The 16,308-nt window shown below is 38.8% G+C and carries 15 protein-coding genes; 2 read left to right on the forward strand and 13 right to left on the reverse strand.

Annotated elements, in window-relative coordinates:
• Positions 1-107: 107 nt before the first annotated feature.
• From AC1D0Y_RS24450 to AC1D0Y_RS24480, 7 genes are all read right to left on the reverse strand, one after another.
• Positions 108-1,610: a malate:quinone oxidoreductase gene (locus AC1D0Y_RS24450; RefSeq protein WP_060746628.1), complete on the reverse strand. Its 1,503-nt coding sequence runs from the start codon at positions 1,608-1,610 to the stop codon at positions 108-110.
• 753 nt (positions 1,611-2,363) lie between these two features.
• Positions 2,364-2,516 (reverse strand): hypothetical protein, encoded by a 153-nt coding sequence (locus AC1D0Y_RS24455; protein ID WP_155404193.1) that lies wholly within the window; start codon positions 2,514-2,516, stop codon positions 2,364-2,366.
• A 135-nt stretch (positions 2,517-2,651) separates the two neighbouring features.
• Positions 2,652-3,044 (reverse strand): immunity 50 family protein, encoded by a 393-nt coding sequence (locus tag AC1D0Y_RS24460; protein WP_047750728.1) that lies wholly within the window; start codon positions 3,042-3,044, stop codon positions 2,652-2,654.
• 113 nt (positions 3,045-3,157) lie between these two features.
• Positions 3,158-3,370 (reverse strand): HNH/endonuclease VII fold putative polymorphic toxin, encoded by a 213-nt coding sequence (locus tag AC1D0Y_RS24465; protein ID WP_081085285.1) that lies wholly within the window; start codon positions 3,368-3,370, stop codon positions 3,158-3,160.
• 32 nt (positions 3,371-3,402) lie between these two features.
• Positions 3,403-3,879 carry an LXG domain-containing protein gene (locus tag AC1D0Y_RS24470; protein WP_060746627.1) on the reverse strand — a complete coding sequence of 159 codons (477 nt, stop codon included), beginning with the start codon at positions 3,877-3,879 and terminating at the stop codon, positions 3,403-3,405.
• Positions 3,880-4,079: 200 nt separating this feature from the next.
• On the reverse strand, positions 4,080-4,352 hold the full coding sequence (locus AC1D0Y_RS24475) for a DUF5344 family protein (protein WP_045292218.1): 273 nt from the start codon (positions 4,350-4,352) through the stop codon (positions 4,080-4,082).
• Between the two features lie 6 nt (positions 4,353-4,358).
• The gene (locus AC1D0Y_RS24480) at positions 4,359-4,712 is read right to left on the reverse strand and encodes a YwqH-like family protein (protein ID WP_014459697.1); all 354 of its coding nucleotides are present in this window, start codon (positions 4,710-4,712) and stop codon (positions 4,359-4,361) included.
• A 336-nt stretch (positions 4,713-5,048) separates the two neighbouring features.
• Here AC1D0Y_RS24480 and AC1D0Y_RS24485 point away from each other — a divergent pair, with 336 nt between their 5' ends.
• On the forward strand, positions 5,049-7,190 hold the full coding sequence (locus tag AC1D0Y_RS24485) for a GDYXXLXY domain-containing protein (RefSeq protein ID WP_060746626.1): 2,142 nt from the start codon (positions 5,049-5,051) through the stop codon (positions 7,188-7,190).
• A 221-nt stretch (positions 7,191-7,411) separates the two neighbouring features.
• Here AC1D0Y_RS24485 and abc-f read toward each other — a convergent pair whose 3' ends face one another.
• The 6 genes from abc-f to AC1D0Y_RS24515 all read right to left on the reverse strand — a co-directional run bounded on the left by abc-f (position 7,412) and on the right by AC1D0Y_RS24515 (position 15,218).
• Positions 7,412-9,040 carry a ribosomal protection-like ABC-F family protein gene (abc-f, locus tag AC1D0Y_RS24490; RefSeq protein ID WP_477707977.1) on the reverse strand — a complete coding sequence of 543 codons (1,629 nt, stop codon included), beginning with the start codon at positions 9,038-9,040 and terminating at the stop codon, positions 7,412-7,414.
• Between the two features lie 371 nt (positions 9,041-9,411).
• Complete coding sequence (melA, locus tag AC1D0Y_RS24495) at positions 9,412-10,734, reverse strand: alpha-glucosidase/alpha-galactosidase (RefSeq protein ID WP_014459694.1); 1,323 nt, start codon at positions 10,732-10,734, stop codon at positions 9,412-9,414.
• A gap of 26 nt (positions 10,735-10,760) precedes the next feature.
• Positions 10,761-11,591 carry a carbohydrate ABC transporter permease gene (locus AC1D0Y_RS24500; protein WP_034651257.1) on the reverse strand — a complete coding sequence of 277 codons (831 nt, stop codon included), beginning with the start codon at positions 11,589-11,591 and terminating at the stop codon, positions 10,761-10,763.
• Entirely contained in the window at positions 11,591-12,523 is a 933-nt protein-coding gene (locus tag AC1D0Y_RS24505; RefSeq protein ID WP_098524907.1) for a carbohydrate ABC transporter permease, read from the reverse strand. Before AC1D0Y_RS24505 ends, AC1D0Y_RS24500 begins: the two co-directional genes overlap by 1 nt.
• Positions 12,524-12,612: 89 nt before the next feature.
• Positions 12,613-13,872 (reverse strand): ABC transporter substrate-binding protein, encoded by a 1,260-nt coding sequence (locus AC1D0Y_RS24510; protein ID WP_272801311.1) that lies wholly within the window; start codon positions 13,870-13,872, stop codon positions 12,613-12,615.
• Positions 13,873-14,183: 311 nt separating this feature from the next.
• Positions 14,184-15,218 (reverse strand): LacI family DNA-binding transcriptional regulator, encoded by a 1,035-nt coding sequence (locus AC1D0Y_RS24515; protein WP_477707978.1) that lies wholly within the window; start codon positions 15,216-15,218, stop codon positions 14,184-14,186.
• 334 nt (positions 15,219-15,552) lie between these two features.
• Between AC1D0Y_RS24515 and AC1D0Y_RS24520 the strand changes: the two genes are divergently transcribed.
• Positions 15,553-16,305 (forward strand): uracil-DNA glycosylase family protein, encoded by a 753-nt coding sequence (locus AC1D0Y_RS24520; RefSeq protein ID WP_477707979.1) that lies wholly within the window; start codon positions 15,553-15,555, stop codon positions 16,303-16,305.
• Positions 16,306-16,308: the final 3 nt, after the last annotated feature.

The following is a 16,308-nucleotide window of genomic DNA, read 5'->3' on the forward strand; positions in this document are numbered from 1 at the left end:
TACATAAATAAAGACCATTAAAACACCACCTCAAGAAAAGGTGGTGTTTGTGCACGCCTGTAGATTTCTTCACATACGCATGTGCTGTTTGTTGCGACGTAAAATCTTTAGCTATAAACAGACTCTTTTTTAATTAAACCAAGCGTCTGTGAAGTAGACGCATGAATTTCGCTAAAGAAGTCTGGGTGATCAACTAACGACATGCCGTAGGAAGGAATCATTTCTTTTATTTTTGGCTCCCACTTGTTCATGTTTTCTGGGAAGCATTTTTCCAATACTTCTAGCATAACGTGAACCGCCGTTGACGCACCAGGAGAAGCCCCAAGAAGTGCAGCAACAGAACCATCAGCGGCACTTACAACTTCTGTACCAAACTGAAGCGTTCCTTTACCTCCGGCTTCCGTGTCTTTGATTACTTGAACACGCTGGCCTGCTACAACGATATCCCAGTCTTCGCTTTTCGCGTTCGGGATAAACTCACGCAGTTCTTCGACACGTTTTTCATTTGATAACAGCACTTGCTGAATCAGGTATTTCGTTAACGCCATTTCTTTGACGCCTGCTGCTAGCATGGTTAAAATATTATTCGGCTTTACAGAACTGATTAGATCCAGGTTTGAACCTGTTTTTAAGAACTTTGGTGAAAAGCCGGCAAACGGGCCAAACAACAGCGTCTTCTTGTTATCAATATAGCGTGTATCAAGGTGCGGAACTGACATTGGCGGAGCTCCGACTTTGGCTTTTCCATATACTTTCCCGTGATGCTGCGCAATGACTTCAGGGTTATTGCATACCATAAATAATCCGCTTACCGGGAATCCTCCAATATGCTTGGATTCAGGAATACCTGTTTTTTGAAGTAAAGGCAAGCTTCCGCCTCCGCCTCCGATAAAGATGAACTTTGCCGTGTGGTACTCAACTTTGCCGCTGTCTACATCTGCTACTTTTACTTCCCACATACCGTCACTTTTACGTTTAATATCTTTTACACTTCGTTTGTAATGAACGTGAACCCCTTTATTCTTCAGGTGGTCAAACAACATGCGTGTTAAAGCACCAAAGTTTACGTCTGTTCCCGAATCAATTTTAGTTGCGGCAATCGGTTCATTTGACGTGCGCCCCTTCATGATTAACGGAATCCATTCTTTTAGTTTGTCAGGACTGTCGGAATACTCCATTCCTTGAAACAACGGATTGTTTGATAGCGCTCCAAAACGCTTTTTCAGAAACGATACATTTTTTTCCCCTTGTACCAAACTCATATGCGGAATTGGCATGATAAAATCTTGCGGATTGCGAATCAACTTGCTGCTTACCAGATAAGACCAAAACTGTCTTGACAGCTGAAACTGCTCGTTAATTCGGATCGCTTTCGTTATATCTATAGATCCATCAGCTTTTTCTGATGTATAGTTTAGTTCGCACAGCGCAGAATGGCCCGTCCCTGCATTATTCCATTCGTTCGAGCTTTCTTCCCCTGCGTCTGCGAGTTTTTCAAACACTTTAATGTCCCATTCAGGTGCTAACTCTTTGAGTAATGATCCCAAAGTTGCGCTCATGACTCCGGCACCAATTAAGATAACGTCTGTTTTTTTCTGTACGTTGCTCATTATAACCTTCCTCATCCCCTATATTTGTAAAAAGATGTAGGCGCTCCTGCTTACGTAGTAAAAAAATTCAGGTGCGACCTAAGAACACACCTTTTTCTGTCTCACTTATAACTATATCACAGTATAATTGTCTGATGATTATAAACTATTCAAAAATGATAAAAAAGTGAGAAAATCGCCCACAAATTCCAAAAAACTTATTAAATTCCGTCTGCATTTTCTTTTATTAGTAAACTTTTATACCTACTTCTAAGTGGTAAAGCATTGATTAATAAAATAACAAACTATTCCAAAAATTCAGCTTAAAAACCAAAATAACTGTCTTGAAAATTTCACCTACTATAACTATACTCAGCCTAAAGAACAATCAGCACTATAAATAGAAAAGCCTTCATTCTTTTTGACTAGTTATACGTAGATGTATATATGTATATATGTATAGAGCACCAGCTCGTCCTGATGCATTTTTAGAAAAATAAGTATATAGTGCAATGGCTAATTTTCAGCCCATATTGCAAGTTACAATATCTATGTCATATAACATACCATGAAATAAGTGAATAAGTAAATGATTATTCAGAAATTTATGTTATAAAACCTAACATGTATGTTGACTTTTACATAGGACATACTTAACAGTACTTTACATGCTTCTTTCATTTTAAATTTGTTTAATTGCCTTGTTCATGCGCCATAGTTGTTGCTGAGTTCAATCAAAATAAGCCACGATTAGCACGTGACTTATTTTAATTCTTATTGAGCTGGTTGAATATCATCTTGTGTAAACGTCCAAATACCACGATTTTTACTAAAACCGCTAAATTCAAACTTAAAATCGCCTTCTTTTGGTATATCAAACGTTGCAATACCGCTTTGTTTTTCTCCTGGTGAAATGTTTCCGTTCAAATGATCCTCTCTGGCACCAGAAACAACCTTGGCATTGTCCATATTCATCTAAATAGATTATTCTATCTATCATGCGCTCTGAATGCAAATACAAAGTTTTTTTGTTCTTATACTTATGCCTTGTTTAATAAATTCTTATGGTGTACCTATTAAACCAGGATTTATTTGTTCAATCCTTGCCCAGTCAAATAAACACGTAATAGACATTCTATTAGTACATTGAATTTTTATAGATCCCCCTTCACCAATGTCTTCAATTTCGAATTCCTCAATTTCATTAATAGTTCCAAATGAATTGATTTCCAATTCTTTCACACCCAAAAATGACATTTCAATATATACTATGTCCCATTCCCTCCACCGTTTAGGCTTATTTTTCACAATCTCTTTAGTAGATAATTGAATAAATAATGTCGGACCATCTCTTTTTATTTGAACACTCAATAATTCAGAATCATTAAACATTGGCATCCTGCCAAAAATGCCTGTAACTGCTTGAGGGTTCATTATCCTACTCGAGTTAATCATATATACACTCCTCTATTTCTATTAATACGTTGTCTATCTCTTACACGCTTTATAATTAATCAAGACTATATCTCTGATATAAACACAATACATATTTACATGAAATATATAACCTATTTTTTATTTCTTTTATTAAAATAATAATGATCCTCCATTCCTTCTACTTTACCAGTTCTTGTATTCTCTGGAGGCCTTACATTGTAATGAGATGGCTGATCACCAATCCCCCCTTCTCCAAACTTATGACCTGCTGAATGATCCTGTATTATTACTGTTTGACCATTTATTTCGTATGTCAATTCTCTTGTCATTATAGGCTGTTTCATCTCATTTAATATTCTATTTCCTGCTCCATCAGTTAAATTTTGTCCGCTTTGTTTTTTGCTTGTTCTACTTCTGTTAGAAAACCTTGGTCGTTAAGCGCTGAAACAGAAGCAAGGTGACTGACTTTTTGAATCGCTGCATTCGCTTGATCGACAAGCGAGACGGTTGTATTTCTTGTTTGATTTAAATGCGCGGGAATAGTGTCTTGCAGAAAGGGCTGCGTGATGTAGCCGTCTTCGCTCGGTTCGAATGAGCGCAGCGCATGTGTGATTTGAGTTAGTCGAGCTTCATAGGAAGTGAGTAATGAATGATACAGCGTTAAAAAAGAAGCATGTCCCGTTTCGTAAAAAGACCGAATCGCCTCTCCTCCTTTTCCTTTAAACGCATCATCTAAGCTTGAAAATGCCTGAACCTGTGAAATCAGGCCCTGAATTTGTTCTTTTTGACTTTTAATAGAGTCTAAGATAGCTTGAATATTCTCGTGAAAAGCATCGACATCAAGTGTTTTCAATAATCTGTAACCTCCTAGCTGTATCGATGTAGAAAAACAACAAACGGTTAACGAACAACCGCCCTTCATTTTTCTAAACCTAAGCGGACGCTCCTCTTTACAAGGCTTGCATCATCCGCTAGATAAAACCTTTTTATTTGAATGCCAAATCTATGCTGGTTGAAAGGTTATTTTTGATAGCTTTATATAAAATATGAACATTATTTAGCGGCGTTTGCAGCTTTTTCATCTGCTTCTTTTATGGACTGCACGGATTTTTTGGTGGCGTTCAAATCATCGAGGAGCGTTTGCTTGTAGTCCACAATTAACGTTTGCAGCTGCTGGTTCAGCTGGTTTAATTCATCGAGCACCGCTAGATCTTGTCCGCTTCCTACGTGAAACGGAAAAAGCGGCTGAAACTGCTGCGCAGCAGCGCTTAGGTCACTAAGCGTTCTATTAATTTCACCATCTATTACTTTAATTTCGTCTGCCATATTGCATCACACCTTATCTTTTGCTTCGTCTTCTTGCATTTTAATGGCGCGTTCCATCCCTTGTATATCTGATTGAAGCGCCGTAATTTTTGCATCAATTGTCGTGATGGCATCCGTCAGCTGACGGGTCAGCAAATCATCGTATTCGTCTAACATAGCGGTGCGGATGTCTTCAAACCCAACAGCAAGGCTGCCTGACCAAGTGGCGGAAGTGAGCTCTGGTTCTTTTACCTTTTCCTTTGCACGTTCAAGCTCGCCTTTGACCTCCGTTAACGTGTTTTTACTAGCCGTAAGCTGCTGGATATCTTCATGTGCCTGCTTCACTTGGGTATACAGATGAGCAACAAACATCTCATTCATATGATGACACTTCCTTTATATCTATCTCTTGGTTTCTCTAACAGTAATTCCCTTTTATAGCTTATCAAATAAAGAAAGAGAGCACATCGGCATGTTTTCTTATATTTTTTGGGAATAATGTAGGTTTTTAGTTCAATACCCACTCTTCAGGATAAAATAACCAAAACTATCTTACCATTGACAATTTATCAAGATTTTCGGACTACTTTGCTTGTTATTTCCACGCCACTAAAAGGCCTTTTTACACAATTTTTTTGTTAAAACGCATTCATTCTTTCTATTTCCAAATATTTAAACATGCGCTAGTATATACATAATATAAAGAGGAGGTTGAGTATGAGAGAAAAGCTCGTAAGACTCGGTTATTTACTGGGGTTGGCTCTTGTTTTGTCCGGCATTTTATATTTCTTTGCATCGAACTGGCAAGGCTTTGACCGCTACATTAAAATTGCGCTGAGCGTGGGGCTGATGCTGCTGTTTTACGGAAGTGCGTTTGTAGTGCGAAAGCTGCTTCCTCAGCAGGCGTTTTTAAGTCACTGGACGCTTTTGGCCGGCGCTCTTTCATTTGGATTAAGCATCGCGCTTCTTTCTCAAATTTACAACACGCACGCTGAATCGTACTGGCTGTTTTTAATTTGGCTTGTGCCGGTTATTTTGTTTAGCTTTTTTACAAAGTATCAGCCGTTTTATGTGTTATCGTTTGTTTTATTTCAATTCACCATGGCTTTTTTCATTTCACCAACAGGCGCAGTTTCACAGCGAGGCGAACATGAGACGCTTTTACTTTACGCAGGAATGGCGTTTGTGAACTTACTCATCTTTTGGATCATAAAAAAGAAACAGCGCTCGTCTCCTGTGATCATGTATGCGGCGTTTTGTTTGTTTCACTACATTTTTTTAACTGTTTCCCTGCCGGATTTCACAGGCAGCTCTAGCTTACGGATTGGTCTTATTATTTTTTATTTGCTGTTTTTACTAAGCTCCTTTTTTTATTTTTCAAAAGTGGAGCCGCAAAGGTCGTTCTTAGGGATTTCCATTGTGGCATTTGCTTTATTTGTTATTGAACAGTTTTTCTCTTTTATTTTTAAACACTACGCTGAATGGTCACTGTTCTTAGCTTTAGGATTCGTGATTTTATTTATTGGTGCAAGCGTATGGTTTGTCAAATGGCTCACTGCCAACACGGCAGCACAAAAAACCTCGCTCCGCGTAATCAAACGAATAGCGGTGATTGGGATTACGGCCATTGCGTCGGTGATCGGCAGCAGCTCTTTAGGAGGACTTGTCACACTTATTACAGGAACGTACCCAACAAACGGAATGCTTGTGATTGGCGTTTTGCTGATTGTGGGATGTTATTTGATTAAAGCAGATATTCCAACCGTGAAATATACGCTTTTAATGATGGGCGTATTAATTAGCGGCGGCGCTTCTTTTTTTGTGAACGACATTCTGTTTTTTATCTACGTCATCGCACTTGTAGCGCTTTTAGTATTCACGAAGCATACGCCCGTTCGTCTGCTGCTTTTTGTGCTAGTGCAAGGGCTTCTGTTAATAAAGGTTCCGACTGCTTACTATGACACTATCAAAATAGATTATGTGCTGCTCGCTTTGTTTCTATTAAATGCCGCTGTGTACGCGATAAACGTACACCACGCGTTTAAAAAAGCAGCGCTGCTTCTTGCTTTTATCTTTTTACTGTCGCTGACTGAATTAAGCGAACCGTCTTTTTTAAATATCATTTACTGCACGGTGTTTTTTGTGATTTCGACCGTCTTTTTATTTGTGACGGTACGAAAAGAGCCAAAATATGATTTTATTGTCGGCATGATTTTCTGGTTTGTTTTTTTAGCGATGAAATATTACGACTTTGTGTGGGATTTATTTAATAAATCACTTGTGCTCGTTATTTTAGGTCTTATCTTTCTTTTCCTAAGCAGGAAATGGGACCTGTCAACGCCTGACCAGCCGCAGCCGTCGTTTCTTGACCGCAGCCGAACCGCTGTATGGATTGTATGGATCATCATTCTTGTTCAGCTTATTATGCTGGGCGGCATTTTCACTAAAAACGAAGTGCTTCTTCAAAACGGAAAAGAAATTAAGCTCGCTTTACAGCCGATCGATCCGCGCTCGCTGCTGCAAGGCGATTACGTTGAGCTGAATTACGACATTGCGCACGTTACCTTACCTCATGTGAAAGACGGAGAAAAAGTGAAGCTCGTTCTTCGTCCTGACAAACAAGGCGTGTATAAATACGCGAAAATCTACCAAGCGGATGATGACTGGAATAAACCGTATACTTCTAAAAAGAAAGACGTTGTCATTACGGGCAGCTATCACGACTGGGGAATTCAGTACGGAATTGAGCATTACTTTATTCCAGAAGGAACCGGCAGCAAAGTGGAAAGCGAAGCTCGTTTTGCTACTGTACGAGTTGGAAAAAACGGAGATGCCATTGTTACAAAAGTAGGCAAATAAAAAAGCAGCCGCTTCAACATTGAAGCGGCTGCTTTTTGTTTTAATTGATAAATATGCCGATGATCATCGTTAAAATAAGAATCACAAAGAAAATAATGATTCCATAGCCAATCCATTTTATTCTTTTGGGCGTTCCTTTTACATTCATATCCGTTAATTTTCCTTCAATACGCTTTTGATGTTCAGTAACATCATTGAATTCATTGTTAGGTGAAGTGATATTACCCTTCCTTTCTATTTAATCGTTTTCTTTCTTCTAAAAGCTCTTCGTATCTTTTTTCAAGCCGCTGCTTGTCTTTTCCTTCTGGCGTGATAGAAAGCTCGCTAATCACTTTTGTTAATTCTAATTGAAGCGCAAGTTTCTCCGCTTCACTTTGCTGCTGTGACGCTTTTTTGCTTTTACCCGTGTCTTCAATCGCCGCGAGCTCCGCTTTGGACTGTTTTAACGTCAAAACATGCGTCGCAAGCTTTTTAACAAAGTAGCGGTCGTGCGTCACAAATAAAATCGTCCCTGGATAAGCTTTTAATACTTCTTGAAGCGCTTCTTTTGTATGAAGATCAAGATAGTTGGTTGGTTCATCTAAAAGAAGAACGTTATAGTTTCCTAAAAAGACTTTTGCTAATGCCGTTTTGACTCGTTCTCCTCCGCTTAGCATCTCTACTTTTTTATACACGTCTTCACGTTTAAAAAGTAAGCGCGATAGCACCGTACGAATAAACTGCTCGGTGTACGGACTGTCTTCTTTAATGTTTTCTAAAATGCTTTTAGCGGGATCTAGATTTTCAAGGCGCTGATGGAAAAAGCCGAGTTTTACAGGCTTCGCAACCGTGATGCCTTCTGTTCGCTGCTCAATCATATTCAGCAGCGTTGATTTCCCGGCACCGTTTTTGCCGACAATCGCTACTTTCGCTCCTGGCTTCACACCGCCTTTTAGGTTTTGAAACAAGATATGGTCACCAGCTGATGCCGAGACTTTGTCAAAGCTTAGTACCTGCTTGCTGTGAACTTGGTGAAACTGCGATAGGTCAAAATGAATTTCTTCCATTTCTTTTGGCTTTTCTTTTTTCTCCAGCTTTTCAATTCTTGTTTCAATCGCTTTTGCGCTTCTGTCTAGCTTCGCTTTTTGTTTTCCGACCGCTCGCTTATGAAGTCTCGCTTCAGAGTTGCCCATGCGGCTCGGCGCTTTTTTAAGCGACTTTGATTTTTGGCTTTTTTCTTCAGAGGCCAGTTCAAGCCGCTGTTTTTCTTTTACATACTGTTCATATTCAAACTGCTGTCTTTCAACTGCGTGTTTTTTTTGCGTCACATATTCTTGATAATTGCCTTCATAACAGTGAATTTTGCCGCCTTCTACTTCCCAAATAGACGTACAAAGGCGGTTTAATAATTCTCGGTCATGTGAAATCAGCAGCAGACTGCCTGTAAAAGACTTCATTTCTTCTTCAAATTTCTCTACGCCTTTTACATCTAAGTGGCTCGTTGGCTCATCGGCTGCAAGCAGTTCCGCCCCGGATGAAAGAGCAGCTGCAATTTTCTTTCTTGTTTCTTCTCCTCCGCTAAGAAAGTCCGCTTCAGCTGGCACGTTCCACTGACTTTTCATCTCAGGAGAAACGGCAGATGTAGGTTGAACATCAATCTGCGGAATCAGTGCGGCACGGCCATATGTTTGTACAATCCCTTGATCTGGACTCATTTTTTTCATTAAAATATGAAGCAACGTCGATTTGCCTTCTCCGTTTTTCCCCACAATTCCAATTCGCTCTCCGCGATGTACTTGAAGTTTCTCTGCTTGAAACAGCAGGCGATCTCCATAGCTTTTTTCAATATTTATAGCTTCTAACAATAACATAAAAAAACCTCCCTAGGATTTCTAGAGAGGATTAGAGGTCATAATTAGGCATACGCAAATATGCACCCTTTTTATAGAGTAAAAAAAGGGAGAAATCACTTCATATAAGACATATAGAAATGGCACCTAAAAATGTACAGACTAATCCTATCTAGACAAATGTTCATTTAAAATAAAGTTTTAAAAGAATGTCTAAAAAAATAGGATTACTTATCCATTGTCTACGGTACCTTTCCTTTCTTAGTATAAAATGACTTGCTTCTTACAGTGTATGATGAAGTTTTTTAAATGTCAATATCCATTTGGATGATATTCCCTTCTTTTCCTAAGTACAAAAGATCCTCAGCTGATCTCAGCCGAGGATTCTTTTCTTACACGTATTGATTCACTTTCCCTGTAAAATCAGGCAGCCACTCGCCGTGGGCTTCAATTAAATCATCGCACATACGAATGATGTCATCCATAGATAATTCCGCATTTGTATGAGGATCTAGCATCGCTGCTTGATAGATGTGCTCTCTTTTTCTAGTGACTGCTGCTTCAATTGTTAGCAATTGCGTATTAATATTCGTACGATTTAACGCCGCAAGCTGCTCAGGTAAGTCTCCTACATAAGTCGGCATAATGCCGCTTCGGTCTACAACACATGGAACTTCTACGCACGCTTTTGTCGGCAGGTTACTAATTAAGCCTCCGGTATTTAATACGTTACCGGCAAATTTAAACGGCACGTTTGTCTCCATTGCTTCAATGATTCTAGAGCCGTACTCATGTGAACGTGTATGAGTTAACTGACTGTTGTTAACCATTTCTTCTCTCATTGATTCCCAATTGCTGATTTGCTCTTCGCATCGGCGCGGATATTCATCAAGAGGGATGTTAAACTGATCAACAAGATTTGGATATTTATGTTTAATAAAGTATGGATGATACTCTGCGTTATGCTCAGACGATTCGGTAATATAATAACCGAACTTATCCATTAGCTCAAAACGCACCATATCGTGATGCTTTGTTCTTTGCTTTTCTTTTGCCAGACGCTTAATTTCTGGATATAAATCTTGTCCATCTCTTTTTACTTCTAGCAGCCATGCCATATGGTTAATGCCTGCGATTTTCTCTTGTATTCCTTCATGATCCATTCCGAGAGAATCAAATAAATCTTTTGTACATACCTGAACACTGTGACAAAGGCCTACCGTCTTTACATTTGTATAGCGCAGCATTGCACCCGTTAGTGTTGCCATTGGGTTGGTGTAATTTAAAAACAGCGCATCTGGACATACTTCTTCAATATCTTTTGCAAAATCAAACAGCACTGGAATCGTGCGCAGTGATCTGAAGATTCCTCCAATTCCTACTGTATCTCCAATCGTCTGACGCAAGCCGTATTTTTTAGGAATTTCAAAATCAATGACGGTGCTTGGTTTGTATCCGCCTACTTGAATCGCGTTAATCACATACTTTGCTCCTGTTAAAGCTTCTCTGCGGTTCAAATAGGCTTTAACCGTAATATTCACTTTATAGTTTTCTTTTAGATTGTTTAGCATATTTTCCGAATCTCTTAAACGCTCAGCATCTATATCGTATAGCGCAAATTCAAAGCCAGCTAAAGCAGGCACAAACATGCAGTCTCCTAAAATATTTTTTGCAAAAACTGTACTTCCCGCTCCGATAAATGTGATTTTAGACATTGTCATCTTCCTTCCTCATATTGGTTTTATCCTTTTACAGATCCTGATGAAAGCCCTGCAATAAAGTATTTTTGTAGCACTAAAAATAAAATGGTCATTGGAAGCATCGCAATAATCGCAGCTGCTCCTACTAAGCTAAGATTATTTTGATTTTCGGCAAAAAAGCTTGCTAACGTAACGGTTAATGTATGCATTTCCTTATCTTGAAGGAAGAAAATTGCAAACTGATAGTCGTTCCAAATGTAGACGCTTGCAATAATTAAAATAGACGCAGTGACAGGCTTTAGCAGTGGAAATACGATTTTAAAGAAAATCGTTAACGTGCCGGCCCCGTCAATTCTTGCTGCTTCCTCGAGCTCTTTAGAAATAGTGGAGCGAATGAAACCCGCATACAAAAAGATCGTTAGCGGCAAAAATGCTGCGACATTATTTAAAATAGCAATTTGGTACGTGTTCATCATCCCCATATTCACAACCATTTTGTACAGCGGAACTAACGCTGTTAAAGGCGGTATTACCATCACGGCGATAAAGATAAAATAGACGTACTTATTTAGTTTCGTTTGGCGGCGCGCTAGAGGATACGCAGCCATTGATCCTAAAAAAATAAGCAGAACAGCCGAAACGAACGTAATGATAAACGTATTCATAAAAGAACTGCCTAAATTCGCTTGCTCCCAAGCCGCTGTGAAATTTTCAAGGTGTATGCTTTTTGGAAATACCCATTTGGAACTAAAATCCCCGGTTGCTTTTAAAGAAGTCGTAACAAGAATATAAAAAGGGACAATATGAACGAGCGTTATACAAAGAGCTAGAAAGGTAAAAAATCGTTTTTTCCGTTTATTTGTATAGTCCATCACGCTTCTGTCTCCTTTCGTTTAAAGTAAACAAGTGCTGATAAGCTAATGACTAAGATAATGAGCGCCATGCACACACCTTGAGTTGCAGCATAGCCGGCGTCCTGCCTTCTAAAATATAAGTCATACATAAAAGTAGACATTGACTGCGATGCATCTCCAGGCCCTCCTCCTGTCAGCGCAACAATGACGTCAAACAGTTTTAAACCTCCGATAATATTTAAAACGACGTTAATTGTAATCGAAGGCATAAGCAATGGAAGCGTGATGTTTTTAAACTGCTGAAGAGCCGATGCTCCGTCAAGCTGCGCTGCCTCGTAATAATCTTTTGAAATACTTTGCAGCCCCGCTAAATAAATAATCATCGCAATTCCAACGAATTGATACGTATTGACGAACACAATAATCCAAGAGTTAAGCTCTGGAGTTCCCAAAGCATTAATTTTCTCAAAGCCTAAAAATACAAGAAGGTCATTTAAAGCGCCTCCTTGGTAGGCAAAAAAGAAGTACCAAATATACCCCATAATAATTGGGCTGATAATAACCGGAAGGTAGACAATTGTTCTTGTTACAGCTTTCATTTTAATGCTTTGATTCAGAAGCAAAGCGTATAACAAGCCAATAATATTTTGAAAAATAGTACTGCCTATTCCGTAGAGCAGCGTATTTTTTATCACAAGCCAAGTCGTTGGATCTGCAAGCAAACGTTTATACTGCTGGAGCCCAATCCAATCATATGTTTGTGAAAATCCATTCCAATTAGTAAAGGAAAGTCTAATTCCGTTAATAAAAGGATAGATAATAAAAACGGTGATAATTACTAAGCCGGGAAGGTACATCCACCATAAAGAGGACTCTGCTTTTAATTTTTTCTTTCGTTTTTTCGTATCTCTTACTACAGAAACCGGCTCTTTCCTGACTAATTCATTCATCGTGTTCACTCCTATTTCAGCTTGTGTTGAAAAAAAGCAGAAGCCTATCTCCCTGCTTCTTAGCGAACAAGGAACTTTTGCACACTATTTTATTGTTTACTGAGACGCTTGTACTCTTTTTCCATCTCTTTTGATAATTGCTTTGGCGTTAAACTTCCCGCTAGCAATTCTTGACCTGTAGAAGACATCACTGCCCACATGCCGCTCGGTAAATACTTTCGGTCGAAGTATGGCTCAACTTTAATATCGCTATACTTATCGTAGTATTCAGAGTAGTAGTTTTGTGTTTTATTGTTTGTCAGAGCCGATGCTGAAGACGTTCCTTCGGCAATCTTTTTGGCAACTTCCGGCTGTGACACAAATTCAATAAATTTCTTGGCTTCTTTAAGGTGCTTAGAATCTTTCCACGCAGCAAGGGTAAAGCGCTCTCCGCCGATCCAGCTTTGCGTTCCGCCTTTATGAATAGCAGGCACCGGTACTGTTCCTACTTTTACTTCAGGATTTAATTCTGTTGCATCCGGTCCAAGAGATCCGCCCACAAATGTGAAAGCAATTTTATTTTGAGCCATTAATTCCGTTGCTTGAGATACTTTTGCGGTTAATACATCTTCATTCAGCAGCCCTTTTTTCTTCATTTCTGCCATTGTTTCCGCTAGCGGCGTGTAGTTTGACCAATTAAATGTTCCTTTTTCCAACTGCTTAGCGTAGTTCTTATTTTTTGCTGTAATAAGCTGAGGTGTAGCCAGCTGATCAAACACTTGAGCAATATTGCCATTTTCTCCTCCTGGGATCCATAGAGGCGCTACTTCTCCTTTGCTCTTCTTTTTTACTGCTTCTAATGCTGTTATAAATTCATCCATTGTGTTAGGAGGCTTTATTCCGTATTTTTCTAACAGCGTCGCATTATAGCTAATTCCGTCTTTTGCTTGATTTAAAGGATACGCATACACTTTGCCGCTTTTATCTTTTAAAATTTGATTTAGCGCCGGATCCAAATGCTGAACCCAATCCATATCTTTTAAATCTGCTACATACTCACCGTAGCGAAGCTGAGACCAGCCGTGCGTATCAAATAAATCAGGCATATCATTTGCACCCATTTTCACACGAAGCATATCTTCATAGCCGTTACCCGGAAAATTCGCATCAATTTTAATATCTGGATTTTGTTTTTCAAATTCTGCAATCGCACTTTGAAGCGCTTTTCTCTCCCCTTTATTACTCATCGTAGAAAAAAGCGTTAGCGTTGTTTTCCCATTTCCGCCTGTTGCCGCTTCTTTATTTCCGCAGCCCGCTGCCACAACAGAAAAGACTAGTAATAGAACGAAAAGATACGTAAGCTTTTTCATTTATCTTTTTTCCTCCTTATACTCTATCAAGACATAAATAACTGAATATTCAGTTATTTACACATGGACAAATTCATTGCACAACGAAATAAAGTCACTTATAATTTAATCCTATACTTTTACAAAGGTTCAAAAAGTCCTAGAGATGAAAAAGCTTTTTCATTTACATACTTATCTGCCAATAAGTATGTAGTTTCTAGGGCTTTTTAACCTGCTTTTTCTATGGTTTTTTCTATTTTTCTTCCCCCTTATCACTCTTTATGTATAAATTCTTCTTTTCTATCACCCCCTTTCAAGTTATAACTTTTAGGCTACTGTTTTTTAAGTAAGGCTCCGCAGCTTTCACGATAAATTAATTTAGTCGGCACCATGACTTTTAAAGGAACGGACCTGCCGCTTAATCGATCTATTAGCATTTTAACAGCCTGCCTTCCCATTTCTTCAGTATATACTTTAACCGTTGTGAGCGGCGTGCTCGCAAATGCTGCGATATCCACATCATCAAAGCTTACAATCGCTACGTCTTCAGGAACCTTTATAGTTGATTGCTGCAGGGCACGCATCGCCCCTATCGCCATTGCATCACTTGCGATAAAAAATGCCTCAGGAAGATTTCCTTGCTTAATCGCTTGTCCCATCAGCTCATAGCCTTCAGTCATTGAGTACTCTCCTATATAAACTTTCTCAGAATCGAGCAGGCCTTTTTCATGCATAACGCGTTCAAAAACCGTTTGACGCTGATCTTCAATAATAGAACTTCCATTGATATAATGTTCTCTTTCTGTCCCTCCGATATAGCCAATTCTTTTATAACCGAGGTCAAATAAATGATTTAATGCGTGTTTAGTAGCTTTCTCAAAATCAATCATGACCGAATCGTACAAATCCTCATCCGCTTTGTGATTAATAAAAACAATAGTATCTAAATGATTGCTCACTTCTTGAACCGTTTCTGGACTAACTCTTCCCACTACAATCACTCCATCAAGATCCTGCAGCAGCTCTTCTTGCTTCATACCTTTTAGCCTAAATGACTTTACTGTAAAAATTTCTTTTTCTGCGCATTCACTCTCTATTCCATGGCGAATAGAAGAGAAAAAAGGGTCTACTAGCTCTTCTTCAAGGGATTGAGCAAAAATAATACCTATTTGAGGAGCTTCTATATCCTTTCCGTTTGCCGTTCCTTTTCGTATCTTCACGGGCGTATATTGCAGCTCCTTGGCTGCATGCAGAATGCGTTCACGAGTAACCTCAGATACAGAAAGCGTATGATCATTATTTAGTACTCTGGATACAGTTGAACTGGAAACCTTAGCGTACGCCGCTATATCTTTTAAAGTTGCCATCTTTTTACCTCTCTATTATAATCTTCTATTTTTACTAAATATTTATCTCTTATATTGGAAGAATAGCACATTAATAAAACGCTTTCAATAAATAATTTTAAAATTTCAGTAAATTTATTAAAATATTCTCCAAAATTCTTCATTTCTTTTGTTAGTTTCGCCGTTTAAATAACAAAATCACTGCTATTACTACTTTATTTTTATCACACTGCACTAAAACTTAAGTAAACTTTTAGTAAATATTAATTTTCATAAGAATTTGTTCATATTTGATATAAAACGATTTTGTTGGGGAAAATAAAAGAAGAAATAATGATAAAGAAAGAGAGAGCCTATGATTAGCCAACATTCTTATTTTCAACAATGTCTGCCTGCCATTCAACAATTGCATAATATGAATTTTACGAAAGAACAGCTGTTGCAAAAAGACTTTTTAATCGCTCAAGAACGTGAATTAAATATGTACTACTCGCCCCATAACGATTACATAAATCCAGACGCTCATATTGTCATTGCCGGCATCACACCAGGCTGGTTTCAAATGAAAACCGCTTTTAAACAATGCGTTTCCAGCCTGTCTCATCATCAGCTTGAACAAGTCCTGTACGAAACAAAAAAAGCAGCTAGCTTTAGCGGAACGATGAGAGTCAATTTAATAGACATGTTAGATCAATGCGGAATTGCAAAAGTCATGGGCATTAACGGTGCCGCTGAGCTATTTGCTTCACAGAGAGATTTGCTGCATACAACGTCTGTACTGAAATATCCTGTGTTTTATAAAGGAAAAAACTATACGGGGCATCAGCCGCCAATCGAACGATCAGTGCTTCTTTCTCGCTATGCCTTTGAAGTGTTTCCACATGAATTGAACGAAATAAAGAATCCGTGCTTAATCGTTCCACTAGGAAAAGCGGTTGAGAATGTTTTAAGAAAACTTTCGCGTGAACCTTCGTTTTCTCGGCATACGTATTTATTTGGCTTTCCTCATCCATCCGGAGCAAACGGACATCGAAAACGAATATTTGAAGAACACCTAGATGAATTCACGGAAATTGTGGAGGGGTGGGCTGTAAACAGAAGGAGTTGAAAA

Source organism: Priestia sp. P1_B12_1 (assembly GCF_056406695.1).

Excerpts from the sequence above, each read along its gene's own strand:
- AC1D0Y_RS24450 (WP_060746628.1), bottom strand. The coding sequence starts at position 1,610 with ATGAGCAACGTACAGAAAAAAACAGACGTTATCTTAATTGGTGCCGGA.
- AC1D0Y_RS24460 (WP_047750728.1), bottom strand. The coding sequence starts at position 3,044 with ATGATTAACTCGAGTAGGATAATGAACCCTCAAGCAGTTACAGGCATT.
- AC1D0Y_RS24465 (WP_081085285.1), bottom strand. The coding sequence starts at position 3,370 with ATGAAACAGCCTATAATGACAAGAGAATTGACATACGAAATAAATGGT.
- AC1D0Y_RS24475 (WP_045292218.1), bottom strand. The coding sequence starts at position 4,352 with ATGGCAGACGAAATTAAAGTAATAGATGGTGAAATTAATAGAACGCTT.
- AC1D0Y_RS24480 (WP_014459697.1), bottom strand. The coding sequence starts at position 4,712 with ATGAATGAGATGTTTGTTGCTCATCTGTATACCCAAGTGAAGCAGGCA.
- AC1D0Y_RS24485 (WP_060746626.1), top strand. The coding sequence starts at position 5,049 with ATGAGAGAAAAGCTCGTAAGACTCGGTTATTTACTGGGGTTGGCTCTT.
- abc-f (WP_477707977.1), bottom strand. The coding sequence starts at position 9,040 with ATGTTATTGTTAGAAGCTATAAATATTGAAAAAAGCTATGGAGATCGC.
- melA (WP_014459694.1), bottom strand. The coding sequence starts at position 10,734 with ATGTCTAAAATCACATTTATCGGAGCGGGAAGTACAGTTTTTGCAAAA.
- AC1D0Y_RS24500 (WP_034651257.1), bottom strand. The coding sequence starts at position 11,591 with ATGGACTATACAAATAAACGGAAAAAACGATTTTTTACCTTTCTAGCT.
- AC1D0Y_RS24505 (WP_098524907.1), bottom strand. The coding sequence starts at position 12,523 with ATGAATGAATTAGTCAGGAAAGAGCCGGTTTCTGTAGTAAGAGATACG.
- AC1D0Y_RS24510 (WP_272801311.1), bottom strand. The coding sequence starts at position 13,872 with ATGAAAAAGCTTACGTATCTTTTCGTTCTATTACTAGTCTTTTCTGTT.
- AC1D0Y_RS24515 (WP_477707978.1), bottom strand. The coding sequence starts at position 15,218 with ATGGCAACTTTAAAAGATATAGCGGCGTACGCTAAGGTTTCCAGTTCA.
- AC1D0Y_RS24520 (WP_477707979.1), top strand. The coding sequence starts at position 15,553 with ATGATTAGCCAACATTCTTATTTTCAACAATGTCTGCCTGCCATTCAA.